The sequence below is a fragment of the Paraburkholderia caledonica genome, from assembly GCF_000383275.1.
Lineage (GTDB): Bacteria > Pseudomonadota > Gammaproteobacteria > Burkholderiales > Burkholderiaceae > Paraburkholderia > Paraburkholderia caledonica.
Window position 1 is genome coordinate 123,002 of sequence record NZ_KB911042.1, and the last position, 21,684, is coordinate 144,685.

Consider the following 21,684-nt stretch of genomic DNA (forward strand, 5'->3'; position numbering starts at 1 on the left):
ATCGGCATCGGGTAAAATCGCATTTTACCGACCTTCGAGCTCTCCCCCATGAATCAACCGAAATCCGCCCCGAATTCAACCGGTTCGGCCCAAGGTCTGTCGTACCGCGACGCCGGCGTGGACATCGACGCGGGCGACGCCCTTGTCGACGCGATCAAGCCCTTTGCCAAAAAGACGATGCGCGACGGCGTGCTGGGCGGCATTGGCGGATTCGGCGCGCTGTTCGAAGTGCCGAAGAGGTACAAAGAACCTGTGCTGGTATCGGGCACAGACGGCGTGGGCACGAAGCTGCGCCTCGCGTTCGAGTTGAACAAGCACGACACCGTCGGCCAGGACCTGGTCGCCATGAGCGTGAACGACATTCTCGTGCAAGGCGCCGAGCCGCTGTTTTTCCTCGACTACTTTGCCTGCGGCAAGCTGGACGTGAACACGGCGGCAACGGTCGTCAAGGGTATCGCCTACGGCTGCGAACTGGCGGGCTGTGCCTTGATCGGCGGCGAAACGGCTGAAATGCCGGGCATGTATCCGGACGGCGAATACGATCTCGCGGGCTTCGCGGTCGGTGCGGTGGAAAAGAGCAAGATTATCGACGGCAGCACCATCGCTCCCGGCGACGTGGTGCTGGGCCTCGCTTCGAGCGGCATTCATTCGAACGGTTTTTCGCTGGTGCGCAAGATCATCGAGCGCGCGCAGCCCGATCTCAATGCGGATTTCGACGGCCGTTCGCTAGCCGACGCTTTGATGGCGCCCACGCACATTTACGTTAAGCCGCTTCTCTCGCTGATGCAGCAAATCGCGGTGAAGGGCATGGCGCACATCACCGGTGGCGGGTTGGTCGAAAATATTCCGCGGGTTTTGCGCGAAGGCCTGACGGCCGAGCTGGATCATCGCGGCTGGCCGCTGCCGCCGCTCTTCTCGTGGCTGCAAAAGCACGGCGGCGTGGCGGATGCGGAAATGCATCGCGTATTCAACTGCGGTATCGGGATGGCGGTGGTCGTCTCGGCTGCTGACGCGGACGCTGCAATCGGTCTGTTGTCCGCAGCCGGCGAGCAGGTCTGGAAGATCGGCACGATTCGCGAGAGCGCGCCGGGTGAAGCACAGACGGTAGTGGTGTAAAGATTGGCAGCCTGCGCGGCGTGAATACTAAACGCCGCGCAGGCTCGCAAGTTCAAGGTTTTCTGAGGTCTCGTAGTTCCCCAGTGTGCTCGTCATCTAGTTTGCTGGAAAGCGCAGCACTTCGGCGTGCTTCACCAAAGCGCATTAAACAGGTTGCGAAACCAGCGCTTCGATCAAATCAATCACCCGCGCGCTCGCGTTTGGGTCGCAACAGTCCACCACCACCCGCTCGTTCATGCTGCGCAGCCATGTGAGTTGCCGTTTGCACAATTGCCGCGTCGCGAACACGCCTTTGTCGCGCATGGTCGGATAGTCGACGGTTCCATCGAGATACTCCCAGACCTGCCGGTAGCCGACGCAACGCATCGACGGCATCTCGGGCGATAAATCTCCGCGTTCGCGCAGCGTCACCACTTCATCGACAAAGCCGTTCGCCAGCATGGCATCGAAACGCTGCTCGATGCGCGCGTGCAGCACGCTTCGGTCCGACGGCTCGAGTGCGATCGGCGCGAAGCGCCACTGCGCCGCGGCGTCGTCGATGCGAGCGGGCGCGGCCAGCAATGCGGACATCGCTTGACCCGTTAGCAAGAAGACTTCGAGCGCGCGCTGGATTCGCTGCGAATCGTTGGGCGCAAGGCGCGCGGCAGTCGCCGGATCGACGGTAGCCAGACGTGCATGCAGCGCGGGCCAGCCATCGCGTGCTGCGTCGGCGTCGAGTTGCGCGCGGACATTCGCGTCGGCTGCGGGCAAGTCGTTGAGCCCTTGAGTCAGCGCCTTGTAGTACAGCATCGTTCCGCCGACCAGCAGGGGCAGCCGGCCGCGCGCAGTGATCTCTGCGGTCAACCGGAGTGCGTCGGCGCGAAATTCCGCGGCGGAGTAGGCGTCGGCGGGATCGACAATGTCGATCAGATGATGCGGCGCCACCGCGCGCTCGTCGGCAGTAGGCTTTGCCGTGCCGATGTTCATCTCGCGATACACGAGCGCCGAATCGACGCTGATGATTTCCACCGGCCGCCGCGCGGCGAGAGCCAATGCGGCCGCGGTCTTGCCCGACGCAGTCGGGCCGAGCAGGCATGGAATGGGCGTGGCGGTGCGTGCGTTCATGAACGTGCCGGCGCCCGGCAATCGCGCCTCAAGAAGCGCACCGTCACTGTCCACGCATGAAGAGGCGGTCGAGGTCGGAGAGCGTCAACTGATACCACGTGGGACGCCCGTGGTTGCACTGGTCGGCGCGCTCGGTCGCTTCCATCTGACGCAGCAGCGCGTTCATTTCGTCCAGCGTGAGACGCCGGTTCGCGCGCACCGCGTGATGGCAGGCGAGCGTGCCGAGCAGTTCGTGCTGACGCTCGGTCAGGACACGCGAGCCGCCGTAAGCATGCAGATCGGCCAGCACCGCGCGCGCCAATGCCTGAAGGTCTGCGTCTTTCAGCAGCGCCGGCACCGCGCGGATGGCGAGGGTAGTCGGCGACAGAACCGCCAGGTCGAAGCCGAGTGCGTCGAGCGTGTCGCGCTCTTCTTCGACTGTGCCGATTTCGACGGGATCCGCCTGCATCGTCTGCGGAATCAACAACGGCTGCACGGCGATCGTACGGTCGGCGAGCGCGTTCTTGAACTGCTCGTAAAGAATGCGCTCGTGCGCGGCGTGCATATCGACGATCACGAGTCCATGGGCGTTCTGCGCAAGCACGTAGATGCCGTGAATCTGGCCGAGCGCGAAGCCGAGCGGCTGGTCGTCGGCGGGATTGAACGCGGGCGGCGCGTAGGACGCTGACGCGTTATAGGGCGACGGACCCTCGGCGGCGGAATCGCGTGCTTCGAAGAGCGTCGCGCCTTGCGCAGTGCCTGCGCTGGTGTCCTTGCGGCCGAACAACGCGTCATAGAATGCGAGCGGTTGGGCGACCGGCAGCGTGCCCTGTGTCATGCGCGACTGGCGCATCCACGTATTGCCCGCTTGCGACGCGCTGAAGCCGCTACCCGTCGATCCAGGGGTGCCATTGGAACTCAAGCCGCCGACAAAGCTGCCCGCAGCGGAAGCGCCGAACCCTGCAACGCCGGCACTGCCCGGCGACGTTCCGAACGAAACCGCTCCGTCCGCCGACGCTTGCAGATGCGCCGCGTGCCCGCCTGCGGTCGTCTCCGGCGACGCGCCCGCATGGCGCGCCAGCGCACGCTGGACCGCGTGGAAAACGAACTGATGAATCGAGCGTGAATCGCGGAACCGGACTTCGATTTTCGACGGATGCACGTTCACGTCGACCGCTTCGGGCGGCAAATCGAGAAACAGCACATACGACGGATAACGGTCGCCATGCAGCACGTCTTCATAAGCGGCGCGCACCGCGTGCGTCAGCAGCTTGTCGCGCACGAAACGGCCATTGACGAAGAAGTACTGCTGATCGGAGCGTCCGCGGCTCGCGGTCGGCAAACCCGCGCAACCGTAGACGGCGAGCGGACCGGCGGATTCATCGAGCGGCAGATGAGCCGTCGCGAAAGTTTCGCCCAGTATCTTTGCGACTCGCGCGGGCGGTTCGCTGGCGTTCCAATGCTCGACGGCCTTGCCGTTGTGCAGGACCGAAATGGCGACGTCCGGTCGCGCCAAGGCGGCACGACGGATCTGTTCGAGACAATGGCCGAGTTCGGTCTGTTCGCTTTTCAGGAATTTGCGACGCGCGGGCGTATTGAAGTACAGCTCGCGCACTTCGATGGTGGTGCCTTGCGTGCCCGCAGCCGGGCTCAGCACCCCGGTTTGTGCATCGACGCGCACTGCATGCGGCGCGTCGGCTGTGCGGCTCGTGATGGTCATCTGCGCGACCGACGCGATCGACGCCAGCGCCTCGCCGCGAAACCCGAGCGTCGCGACGGCCTCGAGCTCGGCGAGCGAGCGGATTTTGCTGGTCGCGTGGCGCATCAACGCGAGTGCAAGTTCGTTCTCGGGAATGCCGCAGCCGTCGTCGGTGATCGAAATACGTTTGACGCCGCCCTCGTCCAGCATGATGCGAAGCGTGCGCGCGCCCGCGTCGAGCGCGTTTTCAAGCAACTCCTTCACCACCGATGCGGGCCGCTCGACCACTTCGCCGGCGGCAATCTGGCTGATGAGCTGATCGGGCAGCGGCAGGATTGCCCGCAGCGGGCGCACAGCCGGTGTAGCGGCGGCGGCCGTGGCGTCGACAGGCGTTTCGGAAAATTCGGACATGGCGAAATTATAGCGATTCAGCGCGGCGGCCCTCGAATGGCGGAAACACGCCGGAGATTTTCGAAGTTCGCCCGGGCACTTTCTGTATCATGACGCGGTCAATTCGGGCGGCGAGCGAGCGCTCGCCATTATCCCGCGGGTCTGCTGCCGACCCTCACACCACGTTCACTCTTGCCTCATAAAGGACGCTTTTTGGACACGCTGCTACATTTAGCCAATCTTGTGCTGCACATCGACAAGTTCCTGGGAGAATTCATCCACGTGTACGGCGCCTGGGTCTATGCGGTGCTGTTCCTGATCGTGTTCTGCGAAACGGGGCTCGTGATTGTGCCGTTTCTTCCGGGCGATTCGTTGCTGTTTATCGGCGGGGCTTTCTGCGCGTCTGGGCAGATGAATCTCGGTCTGCTGATCCTGTTGCTGTTCGTCGCGGCGACCACGGGCAATACCGTCAACTATATGATCGGGCGAGCGATCGGGCCGAAGGTTTTCAATTCGCGTATTCCAGTGCTCGAGCGTTTTCTCGACCGGCGCGCGCTGCAGAAAACACATGACTTCTACGAGAGGCATGGCGGCAAGACCATCGTGCTTGCGCGTTTCATTCCGGTTGTGCGGACGTTTGCGCCGTTTGTCGCGGGCGCTTCGGAGATGACGGTTAGCCGGTTTCAGCTGTTCAATGTCGCCGGCGCGCTGTTCTGGGTATTGCTGCTTGTTCTGCTCGGCTATTTCTTCGGCAATATTCCGTTTATCCGCCAGTATCTGAATGTGATCGTGCTCGTCGGGATTGGCGCTGCAATCGTGCCGGTGGTGCTCGGCGCGCTCTGGAAGATGATGCGCAAGAGTGCGTCGAAGCCTGGCTAACGCTGGCGCGGGCACTTAGTCCGCTGACCTAGTCGGATGAGCAAACGGCGTCGCGTAAATTGCGACGCCGTTTTTTTTGCGTGCGCGGCCACACGCCTGCGTGCGCGTTCACGTGACTGCACGCGGCGCGAGCGGTGTTTCGGGCGTTGGGTAACCGGCCTCGCGGAATGTTTGAATGATCGCGCGGTTAGTGTCGAAGTACACCTGCCAGTAATGCTCATTGTGTGCGTAGGGTCGCACGCAAAGCAGCGGTCCTTCGGGCGTGAAGCTCAGCACTTCGACATCGGGCGCGGGGCTTTCCGCAACGTTCGGTATGTCGGCGATGGCAGCCTTCAGCCGGTTCATCGCGTCCGTCGCGTCGACGCCGTTCGCGATCTTCGCTGTCAGTTCGACCCGTCGCACCGGCAGCACGCTGTAATTGGAAATCGTGTCGGAGAAAATCTTGTTGTTGCCGATGATTGTCGTCACGTTATCTGGTGTAACGATGGTCGTGCCGAACAAACCGAGTTCAGAGACGGTGCCCGTGACGCCGCCCGCGGTCACGAAGTCGCCGACCTTGAACGGACGCAACACCTGCATGAAGATGCCGGCCGCGAAGTGCGCGAGCAATCCGCCCCACGCCGTGCCGATCGCGAGGCCGAGCCCGGCGAGCAACGCCGCGAACGAAGTGGTTTGCACGCCGAATACCTGCAAGATCGCGAGGATCAGAAGCAGGTTCAATAGCGCGCCGAGAATCGAGCCGAGGTAATGCGCGAGTGTCGGGTCGACGCGGCTGTTACGCGTTAGCACCGCACGCAGCAAGCGGGTAATCAGTCCAATGACCCAGCGGCCGACGATCCACAAGACGATCGCACCGAGCACTTTGACGCCGAGGTCGATGCCGCGGGTCATCATGAAAACGCGTACGGTTTCGAAATCCAAGATGTTCCCCAATCGGTGAACTTGCTTTGACTGATTACGACGTGACGCGATGCTGCGGGCGGGCGCCTGGGTGGCTGAATCCAACCGGATGCTGCCTGGTCTTGGGAAGTTATAGGTGAAGGCGCGAGGCTGCGCAAGGACCGTTCCCGCCGCGCCTCGCGCTCGCACGACGCGTTTTACATCGGCAGGTGAGAGTCGGAGTAGGGCGATGTCGGAATGACCAACGTCTTGCCTAACGTCGATCTGGCGGGGCGGTTTCGGCGACCAAAACTGCGCCACGCAACTGCCGCAACGATTGCGAGCGCATATGCGGCGCTGCGTACGAAGAACGCGGTCGGCGTGCTGAACTGGCCGTAACGTGTGCGGGCGTCGGCAAAGACAAGGAAAGTGAGGGCTGCATCCAGCAGCATTGCGGCGAGCGCCAGCGCGGAAAACACGCGAGAGCCGTCTATCGCTGCGCCGGGTATCAGGCGATTACACCCATTGCACGCGACAAGCACGATCGCCAGCAACGCAAGATTCGAAGCGAGATCGAACAGAAAATTGGTCATATCGATGGAATGAAAGCGCCGCAGGTTGCGGTGTTGCGAGAGCGTCTGCGTCCGTCGGTTCTCGGCGGATTGACAGACGGCGGCGATCATTGCACGTCTTTATGTCTCAATAAATGCTCACGTTCGCAGTCCGTAGCGTTGTCGGAATGTGCGAGGTATCGCGTGAGAAAAGTCAGGGGCGTAACGAGAAATCGCGGCGAGTTGTGGGCTGTTTTGCTTTGGACTTCGCCGTGTGGTTTGCGCTACTTCTTCTTGGAGAGAAGAGTGTTGCTAAGAGACTAGGGGAGCGCGCGCTGCAAAGAAACCGCGACGAAAAAAGAAAAGGGCTTACGACGCTGACGCGTGTAAGCCCTCGAATCTTTTGGTAGGCCGTACGGGATTCGAACCTGTGACCAACGGATTAAAAGTCCGCTGCTCTACCAGCTGAGCTAACGACCCAAAAGAGAAGCGAAATTATAGCGATAGCCCTGGACGACTGTCAACCCGTTCCGAGCAATCCGATATACACGTCAGTGCAGTCCAGATAGTGAAAAGCCCGGGGCGTGAAGACCCGGGCTTTTCAGCGAGAGGCGCGCGTGACCATCTTTTTGGCGCTCACGGACACTGCGCGTTACTGCCAACTGCTCGACACGACTACGACTACTTGATCTGCGACAGCTTGCTTTGCGCCGACTGCGCGACGTCCGAGCCGCCGTATTGCGCGACGATCTGCTCGAGCGTCTTCTTGGCCGCGGCCTTCTGACCTTGCTCGAGCTGATTGTTCGCGATTGCCATCAATGCTTCAGGCGCTCGCGGATGCTGCGGATAATTCTTCACCACACCTTGCCAGGTCGCCGTCGAGCCCTTGTAATCGCGCAACGCATACAGCGCGTTGCCGAGCCAGTACTGCGCGGTCGGCTGATAGGGGCTGTTCGGATACTTGGAGATGAAGCTGCGGAACGACGCCGCCGCATTCTTGAAGTCGCCGTTGCGGAACTGCTGTGAGGCCGCATTGAACGACTCCGTTTCGCCCGGCTGCACCTCGCCCTGAACGCCATCCACCGTTTGCTGCTGCGGCTCGAATTTCTTCAGGCGCGTGTCCAGATCGGTGTAGTAGTCCTTCTGCTGTTTTTGCAGCGTGGCGAGCTGATTGGCCATGTCCTCGTTCTGCCCGCGCAGCGTCGCGACCTGTTGATTCATCTGGTCGAGACGGTTGGACTGATCGAGGATCGTGCGCTGTGCTGCCGACAACTGGCTCGACAGGCTGTCAGTCTTCGACCGAAGATCGAGAATGGCCTGGCGGGCCTGATCGTCGTCGAAGATACCGGCGTGCGCGGGCATAGCCATGAAGACCGTGCCCGCGACGCAGGCCGCTGCGGCAAATCGCAGCCAGGAGAAACGATGCGTCATTCGGCTCATCACCTGTTACTTACTGTTGGTACACGAGATCGGCGCGGCGGTTCTGTGCCCACGACGATTCGTCATGACCGGTAGCTTGCGGCTTTTCCTTGCCGAGGCTCACGGCTTCCATTTGCGAGTCGGTCACGCCCATCAGCGACAGCGAACGACGCACTGCTTCAGCACGCTTCTGGCCCAGTGCCAGGTTGTACTCGCTCGTGCCGCGCTCGTCGGTGTTGCCCTGGATCAGCACGTGGCGTTGCGGATGGCTCTTCAGATACTGCGCGTGTTGTTGCAGCAGCGACTGGTAGTCGTCCTTCACCGAATAGCTGTCGAAGTCGAAGTAAATGCTGCGCTTTGCGAGCGGGCTGTTCGGATCGTTCAGCGGGTCGACGTTCACTTGCGCGACATCGTTCGGGTTAGGTTGCGTCGAGACGGCGCCGCCCTTGTTTGCGTTTTCGTCGAGCTTGACGCCCGAATGACATGCGGCCAGTGCACCGACCATGAGGACTGCGAATGCGAAGCGAAGTTTAGACATCATTTTTTACTCTCCTTGTGTTATTGCATCAACGTTATTGCATGAAAGGGCCCCAGGACGGCTCACGTACGCTGCCGCCCTGCACTGACAGGACCTGCCGGGTGCGACCGTCGGTCGAAACCGCAGCCAATACGCCACGGCCGTTCACCTGAGTGGCGTAAAGAATGTACTGACCGTTCGCCGCGAAGCTCGGCGATTCGTCATGTGTCGTGTCCGTCAGGCCCGTGGCCGTTCCGCCTTGCAGGTCCTGGATATACAGCTTGAAACCGCCGCCGACGCGCGAAATATACGCGAGTTGCTTGCCGTCCGGGCTCACGCGCGGACTGGTGTTGTAGCTGCCGGTGAACGTGACCCGTTGTGCCGCGCCGGCGCTTTCACCCTGCGCCGACATCTTGTAGATCTGCGGTTGACCGCCGCGGTCGCTCGTGAAATAGATCGTCTGGCCGTCTGGCGAGAAAGTCGGCTCCGTGTCGATCGAGCTGCCCTGCGTGAGACGGCGCATGCCGGTGCCGTCCGCATTGACGGCGAAGATTTGCGTGTTGCCCGTGCGCGAGAGCGCCACGGCGAGCGTGCGCCCGTCCGGCGACCATGCAGGCGCGCTGTTATTGCCTTTCTGGTCCGAAACGACAATACGCCGACCCGTAGGCAGATCGTGGATATAGACGATCGGTTTCTTCTTTTCGAACGATACGTAAGCCACCTTGGTGCCATCGGGCGACCATGCCGGCGAGATGATCGGCTCGGGGCTCGACAACGCAATGTGCGCGTCCTGACCGTCCGAATCCGAGATCTGCAACTGATAACGGTTGCCGGTCTTGATGACATACGACAGCCGCGTCGCGAACACGCCGCGGCCGCCCATCAGCTTCGCGTATATGTAGTCGGCCACCTTGTGCGCGCTCATGCGCAGGCCGCTTTCGGGGCTGACCAGCACGAGGCCGCCGAGGCTCTCGCCCTTGACCGTGTCGTACAGCTTGAAGCGCACTTCGTACTGGCCGTTCGGCAGGCGGTTCACGCTGCCGGCTACGAATGCATTCGCGCCTTTGGCCTTCCAGCTACCGAGGTCGACCGAAGCCGTTTCGGGAACCGGCGTCGAGCCTGCGTCGATATTGGTGAATTTGCCGCTGCGTTGCAGGTCCTGACGCACGATGGTGCTGACCTGTTGCGGCGAGCTCGCTTCGTTGGCGAAGTTCGCCGTTGCGATCGGGAACTGGGTGGACCCGACGCCCGTCACGAGGACGTTGAGTTGTGCGTTCGCGGCGCCGCCGACGGCGATCAGGCACGACGCTACAAGTGTCCGCAGGCCTAGCTTGGTCATCAAACTCATGCTGTATGGATTCCCCAAAAAACGGTTTTACTAAAGCTTCGCGACAGCAGACAGACCGGAAAAGAGCTAATTCGTTCCCGAGCACGCCGCGCCGGGCGGGGCGCTGGGTCTGCTGTCAAGGTACTGTCAGGCTTTCATCAACCTGCCGGTCGCAACGTAATTCTGAAGCTCGCCGGTGTCTTGCCGTCGATGTCCTGAGGCATTGGGTCCGAACGCTGAACGGCTCGCAACGCCGCGTCGTCCCACGCGGAATTGCCGCTGCTGTGAGCGATCGTTGCGCTCAACAGGGTGCCTGTCGGTGAACAACGAACGGCGATCACAGTCTCGAGGCCCTCCGTCTCACCGCCCCACGAAATGTTTGGCCGCACCACGCGACGCACCTTGTCAGCGTAACCCGGCGATGCCGCATTACCACCCGAGCCGCTGCCCGTGCCGCTCTTGCCGAGGCCATTGCCAGTCGAGCCCGGAGGCCCGGCCATGCCTTGCATTTGCGCGAGGCGCGCGCGGCGTTCCGCGTCGACCTTCTTCGCTTGCGCCGCTGCTTCGGCTTGTGCGGCTTGTGCTTTTGCCTTCGCCGCCTTTTGCGCGTCCGCCTTTTTCTGCGCTTCGGCCTCAGCCTGCTTTTGCTGTTCCTGCTGCTTTTCCTGCTGTTGTTCCTTCAACTGCTGCTGCTTTTGCTGCTCGGCCAACTGCTGTTGCTTCAGCTTTTCCGCCTGCTGCTGTTGTTGCTTCTGCTTCGCGGCCGCCGCTTTCTGGGCAGCCAGTTGCGCCGCCTGTTCGGCCAACTGTTGCTGACGCTTCGCCTCGGCTTCCTGCTGAGCCTGCAGCTTTTCCTGACGTTGCTGCTCCGCAAGTTGCGCCTGACGAGCCGCTTCCTGTTGCTTGCGTTTCTTCTCCTGCAGCGCGATCTCGGCCTGTTCGTCCGCCACCGGCGGAGCAGGGACCACAGGCGCGGGCGGCGGTGGCGCCACGCGCGGGATCGCGGTGTCCGGCACTTCGGTCCACAGTTCCGCTTCGGCGCCTTCGGGCGTGCTGTTCTGCCACTGAATGCCGTGATAGAGGAAGAACCCGAGCAGCGCATGCATCACCAGCGCGAACGCAAAGGCGCGGCCGGTGCCGCGTTCACGCGGTGGCTGGAGCGGATAGTCGGTGTTCTTACGGATCATTGCGATTTGACGAGCAATCCAACGCGTTTGACGCCCCGTGCCTTCAGCTCGGACATCACGTTCATCACGGCTTCATACTTCACGGTCTTGTCGGCGGCGATCACGACGGGCTGATCGGGATGCGACTGCGCGCGATCGGCGATAAAGCCGTTGAGGCCCGCTTTGGTCATGTCCTCCTGCTGCTGCGCGCCGGAATCGTCCTTGTATTTGACGCTCATGTTGCCGTCCGCGCGAATGTTGACGATCACAGGCGGCGTTTGCTGCTGCGGCGCTGCGCCGCCGACAGTCGGCAGATTGACGATGGACGGCGCGACGAGCGGCGCGGTCACCATGAAGATGACGAGCAGCACGAGCATCACGTCGATATACGGCACGACGTTGATGTCGGACATCGCGCGGCGCGAGCGGCCGCCGCGCATGCTGGAGGAGCGAGAGCCTGCCATCGTGGACTCCTTAGTGCGCCTGGCGCTGCAAGATGTTCGAGAACTCTTCGATGAAGGTCTCGAAGCGGATCGCCAGACGGTCGATGTCGTGCGCGTAGCGGTTGTATGCGACCACGGCCGGGATCGCGGCGAACAGGCCGATCGCGGTTGCAGTCAGCGCTTCGGCGATGCCCGGCGCCACGTTCGCAAGCGTGGCCTGTTGCACGTTGGCGAGTCCGCGGAATGCATTCATGATCCCCCACACCGTACCGAACAAACCGATATACGGGCTGACCGAACCGACCGACGCCAGAAACGCGAGGTTCGCTTCGAGCACGTCCATCTCACGCTGGAACGCCGCACGCATTGCACGGCGCGCGCCGTCGAGAATCGCGCCCGGGTCGTTCAGGCGTTTTTCCTTGCCCTTGAGGAATTCGCGCATGCCAGACTCGAAAATCCGCTCGAGCGCGCCGATGGTGTGACGGTTATTGGCAGCGCTCTGATACAGCGCCTGCAGGTCGCCGCCCGACCAGAAATCACGTTCGAAACGCTCAGTCTGCGCGCGGGCGCGACGGATCGCAAACCACTTGCGGAAGATGAAAGTCCACGAAAGCAGTGACAGCAACAGCAGGAGCGCCATGACGGCCTGCGCCAGCAGGCTCGCGTTGAGTACGAGAGAAACGATCGACAGATCTTGTGTAGTGTTCATAAAGGTTCGTTTTATCGTCCCGAAAGGGGCGTCCGGCTTTGCAAGGCCACGCGAAGCTTTCCGTGAGCAAAACGGAAGCGTCGGCGGTACTGCAAGCCGAACCATGCTTTTGTGCTGCTTGGTCGATGCGAGTTCACTGGCCCCGTAACAACGAGAGTCAGCATGCGTTCGTTGACACGCCGCCGTCGCGCACGCCTGGTCCGCGCCGCAAAGCTGCCAGAACCTGCGGCGGAATCGCGGCGGGGCGCAGCGCTGTACGCTCGACGCAACCGACCCGGATCGAGCCGGTAGCAAGCAACGTGCCGTCGCGCCACGCTTCTTGCGCGAAGTCGACGGAAGCTCTGCCGAGCCGCTCGATCCGGCTCACCACTTTGACGACGTCGTCGAGACGCGCGGGCGCCCGATAGTCGACCGCGGTGCTGCGGACGATAAAGATCGCGCCCGTTTCATCGGCGAGCCGGTTCTGGTCGATGCCGCACGCGCGCAGCCATTCGGTGCGCGCCCGTTCAAAGAACTTCAGGTAATTCGCGTAAAACACGATGCCGCCGGCGTCGGTATCTTCGTAGTACACGCGGATGCCCCACGAATGGCCGATTTCCGTGCCTGGCTGGCTGGTCGTCATATTCATGCGGCGCATTTTACCGGATCGCACACTGCGAGGTCTGTTTCAAGATGTGCGCGCCGTCTGGCGGGCGTTTAGCCCCGATGAACGGACAAGCCCGCGAACGATTGCGCCACCGGCATCAGTTCGATCGTGTTGATGTTGACGTGTGCCGGGCGCGTGGCGATCCAGTAGATCGAATCGGCGATATCTTCGGCCGTCAGCGGCTGGACGTTTTCGTAGACCTTGTCGGCCTTTTCGTCGTCGCCCCGAAAGCGTACGTTCGAAAATTCGGTGCCGCCACACAGACCGGGTTCGATGTCCGTCACGCGAAGCGCAGTGCCCGCGAGGTCCGCGCGCAGGTTCAAGCTGAACTGGCGCACGAACGCCTTGGTGGCGCCGTAGACGTTGCCGCCCGCATAAGGCCAGCGGCCCGCTACCGAGCCGAGGTTGAAGATATGGCCGCGGTTGCGCTCGACCATGCCGGGCAGCAGCGCGTGCGTGACCTGAACGAGGCCGGTGCAGTTCGTTTCGATCATCGTCTGCCATTCGTCGAGGCTCGCTTTCTGCGCCGGCTCGACGCCGAGAGCGAGCCCGGCGTTGTTCACGAGCACGTCGATCGCGGCGAAGTCGGCCGGCAACGCTGCTGGGACCGCTTCCACCGCCGCGCGGTCCCGCACGTCCAGTTCATAGGGCAGGAGGGCGTCGCCGAGTTCGGCGGCAAGCGCATCCAGACGGTCTTTGCGGCGGGCCGTGGCGACGACGCGATGGCCGCCCTTGACGAAGGCACGAGCGATGGCGGCGCCGAATCCTGCGGACGCACCGGTGACGAACACGATCATTACAGTTCCCTGGTCGGTAGAAGACAAAGGCCCCAAGCCTACTTCCAATGCGGCGCTGCGGCAAGGATAGGCGAGCCGGATGGATTGCGCCGCAAGACGTCCGCGCACGCTTCCTGGCGGGCCTTCGCGGGACGGCTGTGCGCTGTGTTTCGCGCCCTCGGGTGCCGTCGTGCCGGTGCCTTGCGCGACGGGGAAAACCTGGTTGCCTATTCGATCCTCTTCCAATAAACTAACGCGCTCATCCCTGCGTGACTGGCGATAGAACCGATCCAACAAATCGGGTTCAAGGTGGAAAAACCCACCGTGAAGCGCAGGGTGCCGTTTTGCCGTTCGCCTGGGCAGCCGTGATCCGCGCGCATCAATCTGCGTTGACGGTGGCTGTCCTGCCTCGCGTGTGCGGCGACTCTCCTCTCGCCACGTCAGGGCTGGCCCAGCCGCCAGCAGCGCCGCGTACCCTCTACGCAAGATTCGGCGCACGATCCGGTCAACCTGAACACACTCAACGGAATCCGTATGTTTGACAGAGCCCAAAGCACCATCGCCAACGTCGACCCTGAACTCTGGAAGGTGATCGAACAGGAAAACCGTCGTCAGGAAGAGCATATCGAACTGATTGCGTCGGAAAACTACACGAGCCCGGCTGTGATGGCTGCACAAGGCTCGCAACTCACGAACAAGTACGCCGAAGGGTACCCGGGCAAGCGCTACTACGGCGGGTGCGAATACGTCGACGTGGCGGAGCAGCTCGCGATCGACCGCGTGAAGCAACTGTTCGGCGCCGAGGCCGCCAACGTGCAGCCGAACTCGGGCTCGCAGGCGAACCAAGGCGTGTTCTTCGCCATGCTCAAGCCGGGCGACACGATCATGGGCATGAGCCTCGCGCACGGCGGCCACCTGACTCACGGCTCGCCCGTCAACATGTCGGGCAAGTGGTTCAACGTCGTGAGCTACGGCCTGAACGAAGCCGAAGACATCGACTACGACGCTGCCGAGAAGCTGGCCCAGGAACACAAGCCGAAGTTGATCGTTGCCGGTGCGTCCGCGTTCGCGCTGCGCATCGACTTCGAACGTCTGTCGAAAATTGCGAAGTCGGTCGGCGCGTACTTCATGGTCGACATGGCGCACTACGCGGGTCTGATCGCTGCGGGCGTGTATCCGAACCCGGTGCCGCATGCAGACTTCGTCACCACCACCACGCACAAGAGCCTGCGTGGCCCGCGCGGCGGGGTGATCCTGATGAAGGCCGAATTCGAAAAGCAGATCAACTCGGCAATCTTCCCGGGAATTCAGGGCGGCCCGCTGATGCACGTGATCGCCGGCAAGGCGGTTGCGTTCAAGGAAGCGCTGTCGCCGGAATTCAAGGCTTACCAGCAACAAGTCGTTGAGAATGCCCGCGTGCTGGCGGAAACGCTCGTCAAGCGCGGTCTGCGCATCGTGTCGGGCCGTACTGAAAGCCACGTGATGCTGGTCGATCTGCGCGCGAAGAAGATTACCGGCAAGGCTGCGGAAGCCGCGCTCGGCGCCGCTCACATCACGGTCAACAAGAACGCGATTCCGAACGACCCGGAAAAGCCGTTTGTGACGAGCGGTATTCGTCTGGGTTCGCCGGCCATGACCACACGCGGCTTCGGCACCAAGGAAGCCGAGCAGGTGGGTAACCTGATCGCCGACGTGCTGGACAACCCGGAAGACACGGCCACGATCGACCGCGTGCGCGGCCAGGTCGCCGAGTTGACGCAGCGTTTCCCGGTTTACGGCTAAGCCGCCATGCATTGCCCTTTCTGCCGTCACGCCGATACGCAGGTTGTCGACTCGCGTGTCTCCGAAGACGGCGCGACGATTCGCCGGCGCCGCCGCTGCCCGGCCTGCGACAAACGTTTTACGACGTATGAGCGGGTCGAGCTGGCGTTGCCGTCGGTCGTCAAGAAAGACGGCAGCCGTACCGAATTCGATCGCCGCAAGATTGTCGCGAGCATGCAACTGGCGCTGCGCAAGCGCCCGGTTGCAGCAGACGCGATCGACGCGGCCGTCGCCCGGATCGAGTACCAACTGCTCGGCAGCGGCGAGCGCGAAGTGCGCAGCGAGCGCCTCGGCGAACTCGTAATGAACGAGTTGCGCGCGCTCGACACCATTGCCTACGTTCGTTTCGCCTCCGTTTACCGGCGCTTCGAAGACGTCTCTGAATTTGAAGACGTGATCGAAGAGTTCCGCCACGCTTCCTCTCCTCCCAAGCCGTCGCGCAAGCGCTGAGCGCCCACGTCCCTCGCGTCGCGTCCGACTATTCGTGTTGTGCCGCGTCGCTTCGAGTCTCTGCATTTCCCGCTCCCTCATCGTTCGTCGCGTGAATTCTTGCGCGCAATAGCGTCTGAATGCCACCTGGCCATTCGGCCGATTGTTGAGCCGTTCTCGAACCGCTAGATTGGTCGCATTCTTTGAAATATTCAGGGATGCAAATGAAACAGCATGCAATCGCTCCGCCGCCGTGCGGCGGATTTACGCTTGTCGAAACGCTGGTCGTGGTCGCGCTGCTGGCGGTGGTCGTGTTGATGGCGACTCCATCGTTCGTAGCGTGGCAGGTGCGGGATCAGGTCGATGCCCGCGCAAAGGCGCTCGTATCGACGCTCGGCTATGCGCGCAGCGAGGCTTTGCGTCGCGGCGCTCGCGTGACCGTATGCCGGGCAGATGCGGCGCGGCACTGCCTGGCCGCCGGGCAACCGTGCGGCACGGGCCCGACCGACTGGTCTTGCGGCTGGGCGGTACTGGCGGATCGAGGCGGCACTCTTACGTTGCTGCGCGCCCATCCCTCGCTTCGATCGGTGAGCATTGTGGGTACGCAGACGAATTTGACGTTCACGCCGCCCGCGGGTCAGTTGATCGGCACTTTCCGCAGTTTCGACATTGCGCCGCGTGCGCCATCGAAAGCGACTCAGGGCGATAAGTGGCGGCGCTGCATTCGCATTGCGGCGGGTGGTCGGACGCGGATTGCAGAAGGTGCGTGCGGGGCGGCGTCATGAGGCGGCTCACCGAACCATCTTTGGCGCAAGCACCATCGCAGCGTTGCAGCAGCAAGTGCGGCGGCAGCTCGTTGATCGAAGTGATGCTGGCCGTCGCAGTGCTCGCGGTCACGGCACTCGGTTTGATCGCCGGGCAGTTGTGGACAGCGCGCGAGGCCCGAGCAATGTCGATGCGGGAACAGGCCGCGTGGATAGCCGATTCCGTGGCTGAGGCGATGTCTGCGCCGTCAGGCAACGAGGCCGCGCTCGCGTGGTGGAACTTGCGAGCGGCGACAGTGTTGCCGCGCGGCGACGCGTCGGTCGTCGCGACAGGTGGCGTGTCGGCGGCTCGCGTGACATGGTCGGCTTCGCAGAACTTGCCGCGCGCAAACGACGTGATCGACAAGCCCGAGCCGTGTGGCGGAGTGAGCGCGCCCGTGGGCTTCTCGTGCATCGCACTGGCGTTCGTCAAATGATGTCGCGCTTGCATCGTGCGTGCGGTCATACGCTGGTCGAGTTTGTTATTGCCGTCGCGCTGGGGCTCGTGGTGACCGCAGGGACGGTGTCGCTCTATACGACGCAGCGCGCAGCCTTTGAGCATGCGAGCAACGGGCTGGGAATCCGCGAGGCCGGTTGGACGGCGCTGACCGTTGTCGGGCAGCAGTTGCAAATGGCAGGGTTCGTGCCGGCAGACGCTTCGCAATACCGCGCACCGGCGCCATTGTTCGGCTGTTCCGGAGGTCACCCCGCCGGCACGGATGACAGCCGTCTGACTTGCGAGACATTGCCTGGTAAATCAGACGGCGTCGCGGTGCGATATGTCGGCGATAGCGTGTCGACGTGGCCGTCATCCATGGGACAAACAACGGACTGTCTCGGGCAAGCCGTGACCAGTAACAGCGCTGCGCTTGGCGAGCGCGGCGTGCCGGTGGTCAATCGCTTCTACGCCAAGGCGAGCGGCTCGACCGGCGAGCCGGAGCTCTATTGCGAAGGCAATGGCAAGACAGGCTCTGCGCAACCGCTGGTCGAAGGCGTCGAGCGGTTGCGCATCAGGTATTGGCTGGCCGGCGCGGTGAATGCAATCGACGCGTCGGCGGTAATGCCCGACCAGTGGGCGAGCGTTGTCGCGGTCGATCTGTGTGTGCTCGTGCGGGGCGCGCCCCAAGGGCAGCGCTCGCGCTATGCGGATTGCGATGGCGTCAGCAGCATTGCGAGCGACCTGCGTCCGCGGCAGGCATTCTGGCGTCGGATCGCATTGCGTAACTACGCGGAGGCTATTTCGTGACTGACACACTACGCAGAACGGCTTGCCGCTGCGTCGCTCATGCGTTGTGCGGCTGCTCGCAGCAATTGGCGACGTTGCAGGTGGCGTCTGGTGGCAAGACGCACCGTGCTTCGCGTCCACACCGCCACGCGTATCGCACGCGTTGCCGTGGCGCCGTGATACCCATCGTTCTGCTGATTTCGGCGATGCTGTTGGCGACATCGGCGGCCTGGTTCGAAGCATCGGTCGCGGCCGCGCGTAGCGCCGTCAATGTGCGCGACTACTTGGAGGCATTCCACGCTGCCGACTCGGCCTTGAGCTTGTGTGCCCGCAGCGTCGTCGCAGGCACGGGCATCGGCGCATTGGCATCGCCGTCAGTCGCCCGCGAGCCGACCCAGTGGAAAGTCGAAGCTACGTTCGAGGCCGCAGCCGCGACACCCGTCGCTCAGTGGCCCGGGGCACTGCGCGCGCCGCAATGCATGGTCGAAGGATGGAGTCTGCCGGCTCGCCCCGACGCGCGCGCGTACCTGCTGACATCGCGCGGGTTCGGCATGAACAACGACTCGCAGGTATGGCTGCAAATGCAACTTGTTATCGACGGCGACAGGATCGAACGCCATTGGCGGCGCGTCGCCGCGCGGCCATTTTAGTGAGGCATAGATGAGAAGGGCGCACGTATCCGCATTCACCTTGCTCGAGCTGATTATCACTCTCGCGATAGTCGCGGTGCTGGCCGTCTTTGCCGTGCCGTCGTATTGCAACCACGTCGCACGAACGCATCGAGTCGACGCGGCATCGGCGCTGTTTCGGGCGGCGCAGTTCGTCGAAGGTGCAGCAAGTGACAGCATTGCCTCGCTGCCGCCGGGCCTCGATCAGGCTCCGCAATTCGGCACGGCTGTCTATCGGTTGCATGTACTGCCGGCGGACGATGCTAACGGCGGCTATTCAATTGAAGCGGCCCCGGACGAATCGGGGCCGATGCGCGATGACCCGTGTGGCGTCTTCACGCTCGACGCAACAGGGATGCGAAGTAACAAGAATGTCGCGAACGGGTCGGCACCGTCCACCGGGCAGTGTTGGGGCACTGGCTAGCAAGAGCTACGAAGTCGGCACACGCGGCAGTGCGTTCGTTGACGGCCAGGAGAGCAGGCAACCACTGGGCGCTCAAGTAATCAGCCAACAACCCCGGCACGTCACCTTTCGTCGCCCGAACCGCCCGGACCATACGATGCACGCGACTCCCCTTTGATCTGCTGCCACACGCGGTACGCTTCCCACGCGGCAAGCGCGAGGCCACCCCATTTCAGCGCGGGCTTTGCGCCAGCAGCAACGGTCGCGCGCAGCGGCTTCGCGAGGACGAGCGAGGCGATCGAGCTGACAAGCGGATACTGTTTGAGAAGAGCGCCAATGGTCCCGGCGTTCAGGAAGTTCGCCTTAGAGCCGGTGCCCATGCGCAATCCGCCGAAACCCGGCACGATGAACTTGAGCCAACTGAAGTGTGTGACGGCTTCGCGCAATTCGATCGTCGCCTGGGCCAATTCCATGCGCTCGACGTCCGCGCGCACGAGCAGCAATTCCTTGCGTAGCGCTCGCAAGTGCGGCGCGCTGAGGTCTCTCGCCGGCTGGCGCTTGTTGCGGAATGCGGAACTTGAATGGCTCTGGCTCATGGCGTATCGGCATTATGGAGGGCTAGGAACAGCGCACGGAACGGCACAACGAGCGGCGCAAAGAACGGCATGAAAAGAGTGGGTGCAACCGGTGCGCTTCACATACGCTGAACAACCGGTTCACGAACTTGCCAATCGACAAAAAACGTCTCGCGCTCCGCGCGCTCGCGCTGCTACGGTCTACGAAATACGTCGCGGTCTTTTTCGAATTCGGCGATGGTGGACTCGAAGACCATCGGCGCATTACGCAGACCACTGCGCGCTTTTAGCGCGCAGATCAGTCCGGCAATCGCATAAACCAGTGTGATGCCGGCAAGCGCCTGCCACCGGTATGTGTCCCAGAACGCGATGGCGACCAGCGCGGTAAGAGCGATCAGGGCCATCGTGGTCAGCATCATCGCCGCAAGGCCAAGAAAGAGCACGCCCAGAAGGCGGTCTTTTTCCTCAGCCAGTTCAATGCCGACCAGTTCAAGGCGTGTTTGCAGAATGGCAGACACCGAACTGATGATGCGGCGTAACGGGCTATGTAGTTCGCGCTGCGAATGTGTGTCGGTCGTCATGGCTGTGGGCGTTGCGCGTGGTGGCCTAAGCGGCGCGTGCAAACGTGCGCGCCAAGATAAGCGGACCGGCCGGACGTGCGCCGGTCCGCTTGATTCGCTGGCAAGCCGGACTTAGTTCGTCCGGCAACGTGCAATGGTGTTACTTGCGGTTGATCAGCAGACCCAGCAACACGCCGGCGCCCGCAGCAATGCCGATGGATGCCCACGGATGCTCGTGAACGTAGTCGTCGGTCGCGCGAGCAGCCTTCTTGCCTTTCTCGACCACGACGACTTGCACGTCGGCAGCTTTTTCCCGGGCTTGCTTCAGACGGGACAGCGCCGTTTCGCGCAGTTCCGAAGCGCGCTCGCCCGTTGCGCTTGCGGCCTGTTTCAGCAGGTCTTCCGCGTCCGCGAGGACGGTTTTGATATCCGACATCAATCTCTCCTTGTTGACTTCCGACATTGACAGCTCCCCTTTTCGTTCTCACGCCACGCGTGAATCCTAACCAAAGAAACGGCGGCTGGCGAGCGCACTGCCCGGTCTGCGGAGCCGAACGCACGAACCGTTCCCGGCGAGGCTAAACACTTCCGGACAACATCTGCATGACTCTCACAGATGATGTTAGTGCATGATTGAGTTGATCTGTCCCGCAAAGTTTCCACTAAATCGGCGAAAATTACAAAAAGGCATAAAGTAGTGAGCCGATGTTCGTTCGTCATGTACGGTCGCTGCCGTATGCTTTATCTTTGCCAAGCGCTGCGGGCAAATGCTCGCGCTGGTGTCCGAATACTTAAGGAGATGCACATGAGTCTACGTCTTGGCGATACCGCACCGGATTTCGAGCAGGAATCCAGTATCGGCCGCATCAAGTTTCATGAATGGCTCGGCGACAGCTGGGGCGTGCTGTTCTCGCACCCGGCCGACTTTACGCCGGTCTGCACCACGGAACTCGGCCTGACTGCCAAGCTCGCCGAGGAATTCGAGAAGCGCAACGTGAAGACCATTGCGTTGTCGGTCGACAGCGCCGAGTCGCACAAGGAGTGGATCAAGGACATCAACGAGACGCAGGCCGCCAACGTCGGGTTTCCGATTCTGGCCGATGGCGACCGCAAAGTGTCCGAGTTGTACGACATGATTCACCCGAACGCCAATGAAACGCTCACGGTTCGCTCGCTGTTCATCATCGATCCGAAGAAGAAGGTGCGTCTGATCATTACGTACCCGGCAAGCACGGGGCGCAACTTCGACGAAGTGCTGCGCGTAATCGATTCCCTTCAACTCACCGACAGCCACTCGGTTGCAACGCCCGGCAACTGGAAGCAGGGCGACGATGTTGTGATCGTGCCGTCGCTGAAGGACGAAGAGGTGATCAAACAGAAATTCCCGAAAGGCTACAAGGCGCTGCGTCCGTATCTGCGCATGACGCCGCAGCCGAACAAGTAAGCGCGGGCTCGGCGCAAGGCCAGAGGCGTTCGGAGCAGAAAGCCCCGAGCAGAAAGCCGGAAGCCTAAAGTCGCGCCATACACGGACAAAAGGCCGGTTCATCGCGAACCGGCCTTTTACTTTCGACGCAGGAGCAAACCGCGCCGCGACAAACCT

25 protein-coding genes, 1 tRNA gene and 1 riboswitch are annotated in these 21,684 nt (G+C 62.3%); of the genes, 10 read left to right on the forward strand and 16 right to left on the reverse strand.

Features of this window, described 5'->3' with window-relative positions; translation table 11 throughout:
• The first annotated feature begins 48 nt into the window (after positions 1 to 48).
• Positions 49 to 1,116: a phosphoribosylformylglycinamidine cyclo-ligase gene (gene purM / locus H281_RS0124210; RefSeq protein ID WP_020069720.1), complete on the forward strand. Its 1,068-nt coding sequence runs from the start codon at positions 49 to 51 to the stop codon at positions 1,114 to 1,116.
• Positions 1,117 to 1,260: 144 nt separating this feature from the next.
• Here purM and miaA read toward each other — a convergent pair whose 3' ends face one another.
• Positions 1,261 to 2,220: a tRNA (adenosine(37)-N6)-dimethylallyltransferase MiaA gene (gene miaA, locus H281_RS0124215; protein WP_027804897.1), complete on the reverse strand. Its 960-nt coding sequence runs from the start codon at positions 2,218 to 2,220 to the stop codon at positions 1,261 to 1,263.
• 43 nt (positions 2,221 to 2,263) lie between these two features.
• Positions 2,264 to 4,309: a DNA mismatch repair endonuclease MutL gene (gene mutL, locus H281_RS0124220; protein ID WP_020069722.1), complete on the reverse strand. Its 2,046-nt coding sequence runs from the start codon at positions 4,307 to 4,309 to the stop codon at positions 2,264 to 2,266.
• A 192-nt stretch (positions 4,310 to 4,501) separates the two neighbouring features.
• Here mutL and H281_RS0124225 point away from each other — a divergent pair, with 192 nt between their 5' ends.
• Positions 4,502 to 5,167: a VTT domain-containing protein gene (locus H281_RS0124225; RefSeq protein WP_027804898.1), complete on the forward strand. Its 666-nt coding sequence runs from the start codon at positions 4,502 to 4,504 to the stop codon at positions 5,165 to 5,167.
• A gap of 108 nt (positions 5,168 to 5,275) precedes the next feature.
• On the opposite strand, the gene H281_RS0124230 is transcribed toward H281_RS0124225, so the two are convergent.
• The 11 genes from H281_RS0124230 to ydfG all read right to left on the reverse strand — a co-directional run bounded on the left by H281_RS0124230 (position 5,276) and on the right by ydfG (position 13,621).
• Positions 5,276 to 6,088: a mechanosensitive ion channel family protein gene (locus H281_RS0124230; protein WP_020069724.1), complete on the reverse strand. Its 813-nt coding sequence runs from the start codon at positions 6,086 to 6,088 to the stop codon at positions 5,276 to 5,278.
• 176 nt (positions 6,089 to 6,264) lie between these two features.
• Positions 6,265 to 6,639, reverse strand: a complete 375-nt coding sequence (locus tag H281_RS0124235; RefSeq protein WP_027804899.1) for a hypothetical protein — start codon at positions 6,637 to 6,639, stop codon at positions 6,265 to 6,267.
• Between the two features lie 362 nt (positions 6,640 to 7,001).
• Positions 7,002 to 7,077 (reverse strand) — tRNA-Lys (locus H281_RS0124240).
• A gap of 201 nt (positions 7,078 to 7,278) precedes the next feature.
• Positions 7,279 to 8,028 (reverse strand): tol-pal system protein YbgF, encoded by a 750-nt coding sequence (gene ybgF / locus H281_RS0124245; RefSeq protein WP_020069726.1) that lies wholly within the window; start codon positions 8,026 to 8,028, stop codon positions 7,279 to 7,281.
• A gap of 19 nt (positions 8,029 to 8,047) precedes the next feature.
• Positions 8,048 to 8,557, reverse strand: a complete 510-nt coding sequence (gene pal, locus H281_RS0124250) for a peptidoglycan-associated lipoprotein Pal (RefSeq protein ID WP_013338115.1) — start codon at positions 8,555 to 8,557, stop codon at positions 8,048 to 8,050.
• Between the two features lie 31 nt (positions 8,558 to 8,588).
• Complete coding sequence (gene tolB / locus H281_RS0124255; protein ID WP_027777927.1) at positions 8,589 to 9,881, reverse strand: Tol-Pal system beta propeller repeat protein TolB; 1,293 nt, start codon at positions 9,879 to 9,881, stop codon at positions 8,589 to 8,591.
• Positions 9,882 to 10,018: 137 nt separating this feature from the next.
• Positions 10,019 to 11,047: a cell envelope integrity protein TolA gene (gene tolA, locus H281_RS0124260; RefSeq protein ID WP_020069728.1), complete on the reverse strand. Its 1,029-nt coding sequence runs from the start codon at positions 11,045 to 11,047 to the stop codon at positions 10,019 to 10,021.
• Entirely contained in the window at positions 11,044 to 11,490 is a 447-nt protein-coding gene (tolR, locus tag H281_RS0124265; RefSeq protein ID WP_025601528.1) for a protein TolR, read from the reverse strand. The genes tolA and tolR overlap by 4 nt, the downstream gene beginning before the upstream one ends.
• Before the next feature lie 10 nt (positions 11,491 to 11,500).
• Positions 11,501 to 12,178 carry a protein TolQ gene (tolQ, locus tag H281_RS0124270; protein WP_006047860.1) on the reverse strand — a complete coding sequence of 226 codons (678 nt, stop codon included), beginning with the start codon at positions 12,176 to 12,178 and terminating at the stop codon, positions 11,501 to 11,503.
• Positions 12,179 to 12,335: 157 nt separating this feature from the next.
• Positions 12,336 to 12,815 (reverse strand): tol-pal system-associated acyl-CoA thioesterase, encoded by a 480-nt coding sequence (gene ybgC / locus H281_RS0124275; RefSeq protein WP_020069730.1) that lies wholly within the window; start codon positions 12,813 to 12,815, stop codon positions 12,336 to 12,338.
• 59 nt (positions 12,816 to 12,874) lie between these two features.
• A complete protein-coding gene (gene ydfG, locus H281_RS0124280) occupies positions 12,875 to 13,621 on the reverse strand; it encodes a bifunctional NADP-dependent 3-hydroxy acid dehydrogenase/3-hydroxypropionate dehydrogenase YdfG (protein ID WP_020069731.1) in 747 nt (248 codons plus the stop codon).
• 238 nt (positions 13,622 to 13,859) lie between these two features.
• A riboswitch (ZMP/ZTP riboswitch) is annotated at positions 13,860 to 13,968 on the forward strand.
• Positions 13,969 to 14,134: 166 nt separating this feature from the next.
• Between ydfG and glyA the strand changes: the two genes are divergently transcribed.
• The 7 genes from glyA (at position 14,135) to H281_RS0124315 (ending at position 18,970) form a co-directional block, all read left to right on the forward strand.
• Positions 14,135 to 15,382 (forward strand): serine hydroxymethyltransferase, encoded by a 1,248-nt coding sequence (gene glyA, locus H281_RS0124285; RefSeq protein WP_020069732.1) that lies wholly within the window; start codon positions 14,135 to 14,137, stop codon positions 15,380 to 15,382.
• Between the two features lie 6 nt (positions 15,383 to 15,388).
• The gene (gene nrdR, locus H281_RS0124290; protein WP_020069733.1) at positions 15,389 to 15,871 is read left to right on the forward strand and encodes a transcriptional regulator NrdR; all 483 of its coding nucleotides are present in this window, start codon (positions 15,389 to 15,391) and stop codon (positions 15,869 to 15,871) included.
• A gap of 203 nt (positions 15,872 to 16,074) precedes the next feature.
• Positions 16,075 to 16,635, forward strand: a complete 561-nt coding sequence (locus H281_RS0124295; protein ID WP_027804900.1) for a GspH/FimT family pseudopilin — start codon at positions 16,075 to 16,077, stop codon at positions 16,633 to 16,635.
• On the forward strand, positions 16,632 to 17,090 hold the full coding sequence (locus tag H281_RS0124300; RefSeq protein WP_027804901.1) for a type IV pilus modification PilV family protein: 459 nt from the start codon (positions 16,632 to 16,634) through the stop codon (positions 17,088 to 17,090). Before H281_RS0124295 ends, H281_RS0124300 begins: the two co-directional genes overlap by 4 nt.
• Positions 17,090 to 17,899, forward strand: coding sequence for a PilW family protein (locus H281_RS0124305; RefSeq protein WP_033379670.1), 810 nt, complete (start codon positions 17,090 to 17,092; stop codon positions 17,897 to 17,899). Before H281_RS0124300 ends, H281_RS0124305 begins: the two co-directional genes overlap by 1 nt.
• A gap of 80 nt (positions 17,900 to 17,979) precedes the next feature.
• Positions 17,980 to 18,528 (forward strand): pilus assembly PilX family protein, encoded by a 549-nt coding sequence (locus tag H281_RS0124310; RefSeq protein WP_020069737.1) that lies wholly within the window; start codon positions 17,980 to 17,982, stop codon positions 18,526 to 18,528.
• Between the two features lie 10 nt (positions 18,529 to 18,538).
• Positions 18,539 to 18,970: a type IV pilin protein gene (locus H281_RS0124315; protein ID WP_027804903.1), complete on the forward strand. Its 432-nt coding sequence runs from the start codon at positions 18,539 to 18,541 to the stop codon at positions 18,968 to 18,970.
• A 101-nt stretch (positions 18,971 to 19,071) separates the two neighbouring features.
• Here H281_RS0124315 and H281_RS0124320 read toward each other — a convergent pair whose 3' ends face one another.
• The 3 genes from H281_RS0124320 to H281_RS0124330 form a co-directional block, all read right to left on the reverse strand.
• The gene (locus tag H281_RS0124320) at positions 19,072 to 19,545 is read right to left on the reverse strand and encodes a DUF3318 domain-containing protein (RefSeq protein ID WP_020069739.1); all 474 of its coding nucleotides are present in this window, start codon (positions 19,543 to 19,545) and stop codon (positions 19,072 to 19,074) included.
• 173 nt (positions 19,546 to 19,718) lie between these two features.
• Positions 19,719 to 20,105 carry a phage holin family protein gene (locus H281_RS0124325; RefSeq protein ID WP_020069740.1) on the reverse strand — a complete coding sequence of 129 codons (387 nt, stop codon included), beginning with the start codon at positions 20,103 to 20,105 and terminating at the stop codon, positions 19,719 to 19,721.
• A gap of 139 nt (positions 20,106 to 20,244) precedes the next feature.
• Positions 20,245 to 20,547 carry a DUF883 family protein gene (locus H281_RS0124330; protein ID WP_006047848.1) on the reverse strand — a complete coding sequence of 101 codons (303 nt, stop codon included), beginning with the start codon at positions 20,545 to 20,547 and terminating at the stop codon, positions 20,245 to 20,247.
• Between the two features lie 342 nt (positions 20,548 to 20,889).
• On the opposite strand from H281_RS0124330, the gene H281_RS0124335 reads away from it, so the two are divergent.
• Positions 20,890 to 21,528, forward strand: coding sequence for a peroxiredoxin (locus tag H281_RS0124335; protein ID WP_020069742.1), 639 nt, complete (start codon positions 20,890 to 20,892; stop codon positions 21,526 to 21,528).
• Positions 21,529 to 21,684: the final 156 nt, after the last annotated feature.

Coding starts and splice junctions, on each gene's coding strand:
- H281_RS0124325 (WP_020069740.1), bottom strand. CDS start 20,105: ATGACGACCGACACACATTCGCAGCGCGAACTACATAGCCCGTTACGC.
- H281_RS0124330 (WP_006047848.1), bottom strand. CDS start 20,547: ATGTCGGAAGTCAACAAGGAGAGATTGATGTCGGATATCAAAACCGTC.
- purM (WP_020069720.1), top strand. CDS start 49: ATGAATCAACCGAAATCCGCCCCGAATTCAACCGGTTCGGCCCAAGGT.
- tolB (WP_027777927.1), bottom strand. CDS start 9,881: ATGAGTTTGATGACCAAGCTAGGCCTGCGGACACTTGTAGCGTCGTGC.
- H281_RS0124335 (WP_020069742.1), top strand. CDS start 20,890: ATGAGTCTACGTCTTGGCGATACCGCACCGGATTTCGAGCAGGAATCC.
- pal (WP_013338115.1), bottom strand. CDS start 8,557: ATGATGTCTAAACTTCGCTTCGCATTCGCAGTCCTCATGGTCGGTGCA.
- H281_RS0124235 (WP_027804899.1), bottom strand. CDS start 6,639: ATGACCAATTTTCTGTTCGATCTCGCTTCGAATCTTGCGTTGCTGGCG.
- tolR (WP_025601528.1), bottom strand. CDS start 11,490: ATGGCAGGCTCTCGCTCCTCCAGCATGCGCGGCGGCCGCTCGCGCCGC.
- H281_RS0124300 (WP_027804901.1), top strand. CDS start 16,632: ATGAGGCGGCTCACCGAACCATCTTTGGCGCAAGCACCATCGCAGCGT.
- glyA (WP_020069732.1), top strand. CDS start 14,135: ATGTTTGACAGAGCCCAAAGCACCATCGCCAACGTCGACCCTGAACTC.
- H281_RS0124295 (WP_027804900.1), top strand. CDS start 16,075: ATGAAACAGCATGCAATCGCTCCGCCGCCGTGCGGCGGATTTACGCTT.
- H281_RS0124305 (WP_033379670.1), top strand. CDS start 17,090: ATGTCGCGCTTGCATCGTGCGTGCGGTCATACGCTGGTCGAGTTTGTT.
- tolA (WP_020069728.1), bottom strand. CDS start 11,047: ATGATCCGTAAGAACACCGACTATCCGCTCCAGCCACCGCGTGAACGC.
- nrdR (WP_020069733.1), top strand. CDS start 15,389: ATGCATTGCCCTTTCTGCCGTCACGCCGATACGCAGGTTGTCGACTCG.
- H281_RS0124320 (WP_020069739.1), bottom strand. CDS start 19,545: ATGAGCCAGAGCCATTCAAGTTCCGCATTCCGCAACAAGCGCCAGCCG.
- ydfG (WP_020069731.1), bottom strand. CDS start 13,621: ATGATCGTGTTCGTCACCGGTGCGTCCGCAGGATTCGGCGCCGCCATC.
- ybgC (WP_020069730.1), bottom strand. CDS start 12,815: ATGCGCCGCATGAATATGACGACCAGCCAGCCAGGCACGGAAATCGGC.
- H281_RS0124315 (WP_027804903.1), top strand. CDS start 18,539: ATGAGAAGGGCGCACGTATCCGCATTCACCTTGCTCGAGCTGATTATC.
- ybgF (WP_020069726.1), bottom strand. CDS start 8,028: ATGACGCATCGTTTCTCCTGGCTGCGATTTGCCGCAGCGGCCTGCGTC.
- miaA (WP_027804897.1), bottom strand. CDS start 2,220: ATGAACGCACGCACCGCCACGCCCATTCCATGCCTGCTCGGCCCGACT.
- mutL (WP_020069722.1), bottom strand. CDS start 4,309: ATGTCCGAATTTTCCGAAACGCCTGTCGACGCCACGGCCGCCGCCGCT.
- tolQ (WP_006047860.1), bottom strand. CDS start 12,178: ATGAACACTACACAAGATCTGTCGATCGTTTCTCTCGTACTCAACGCG.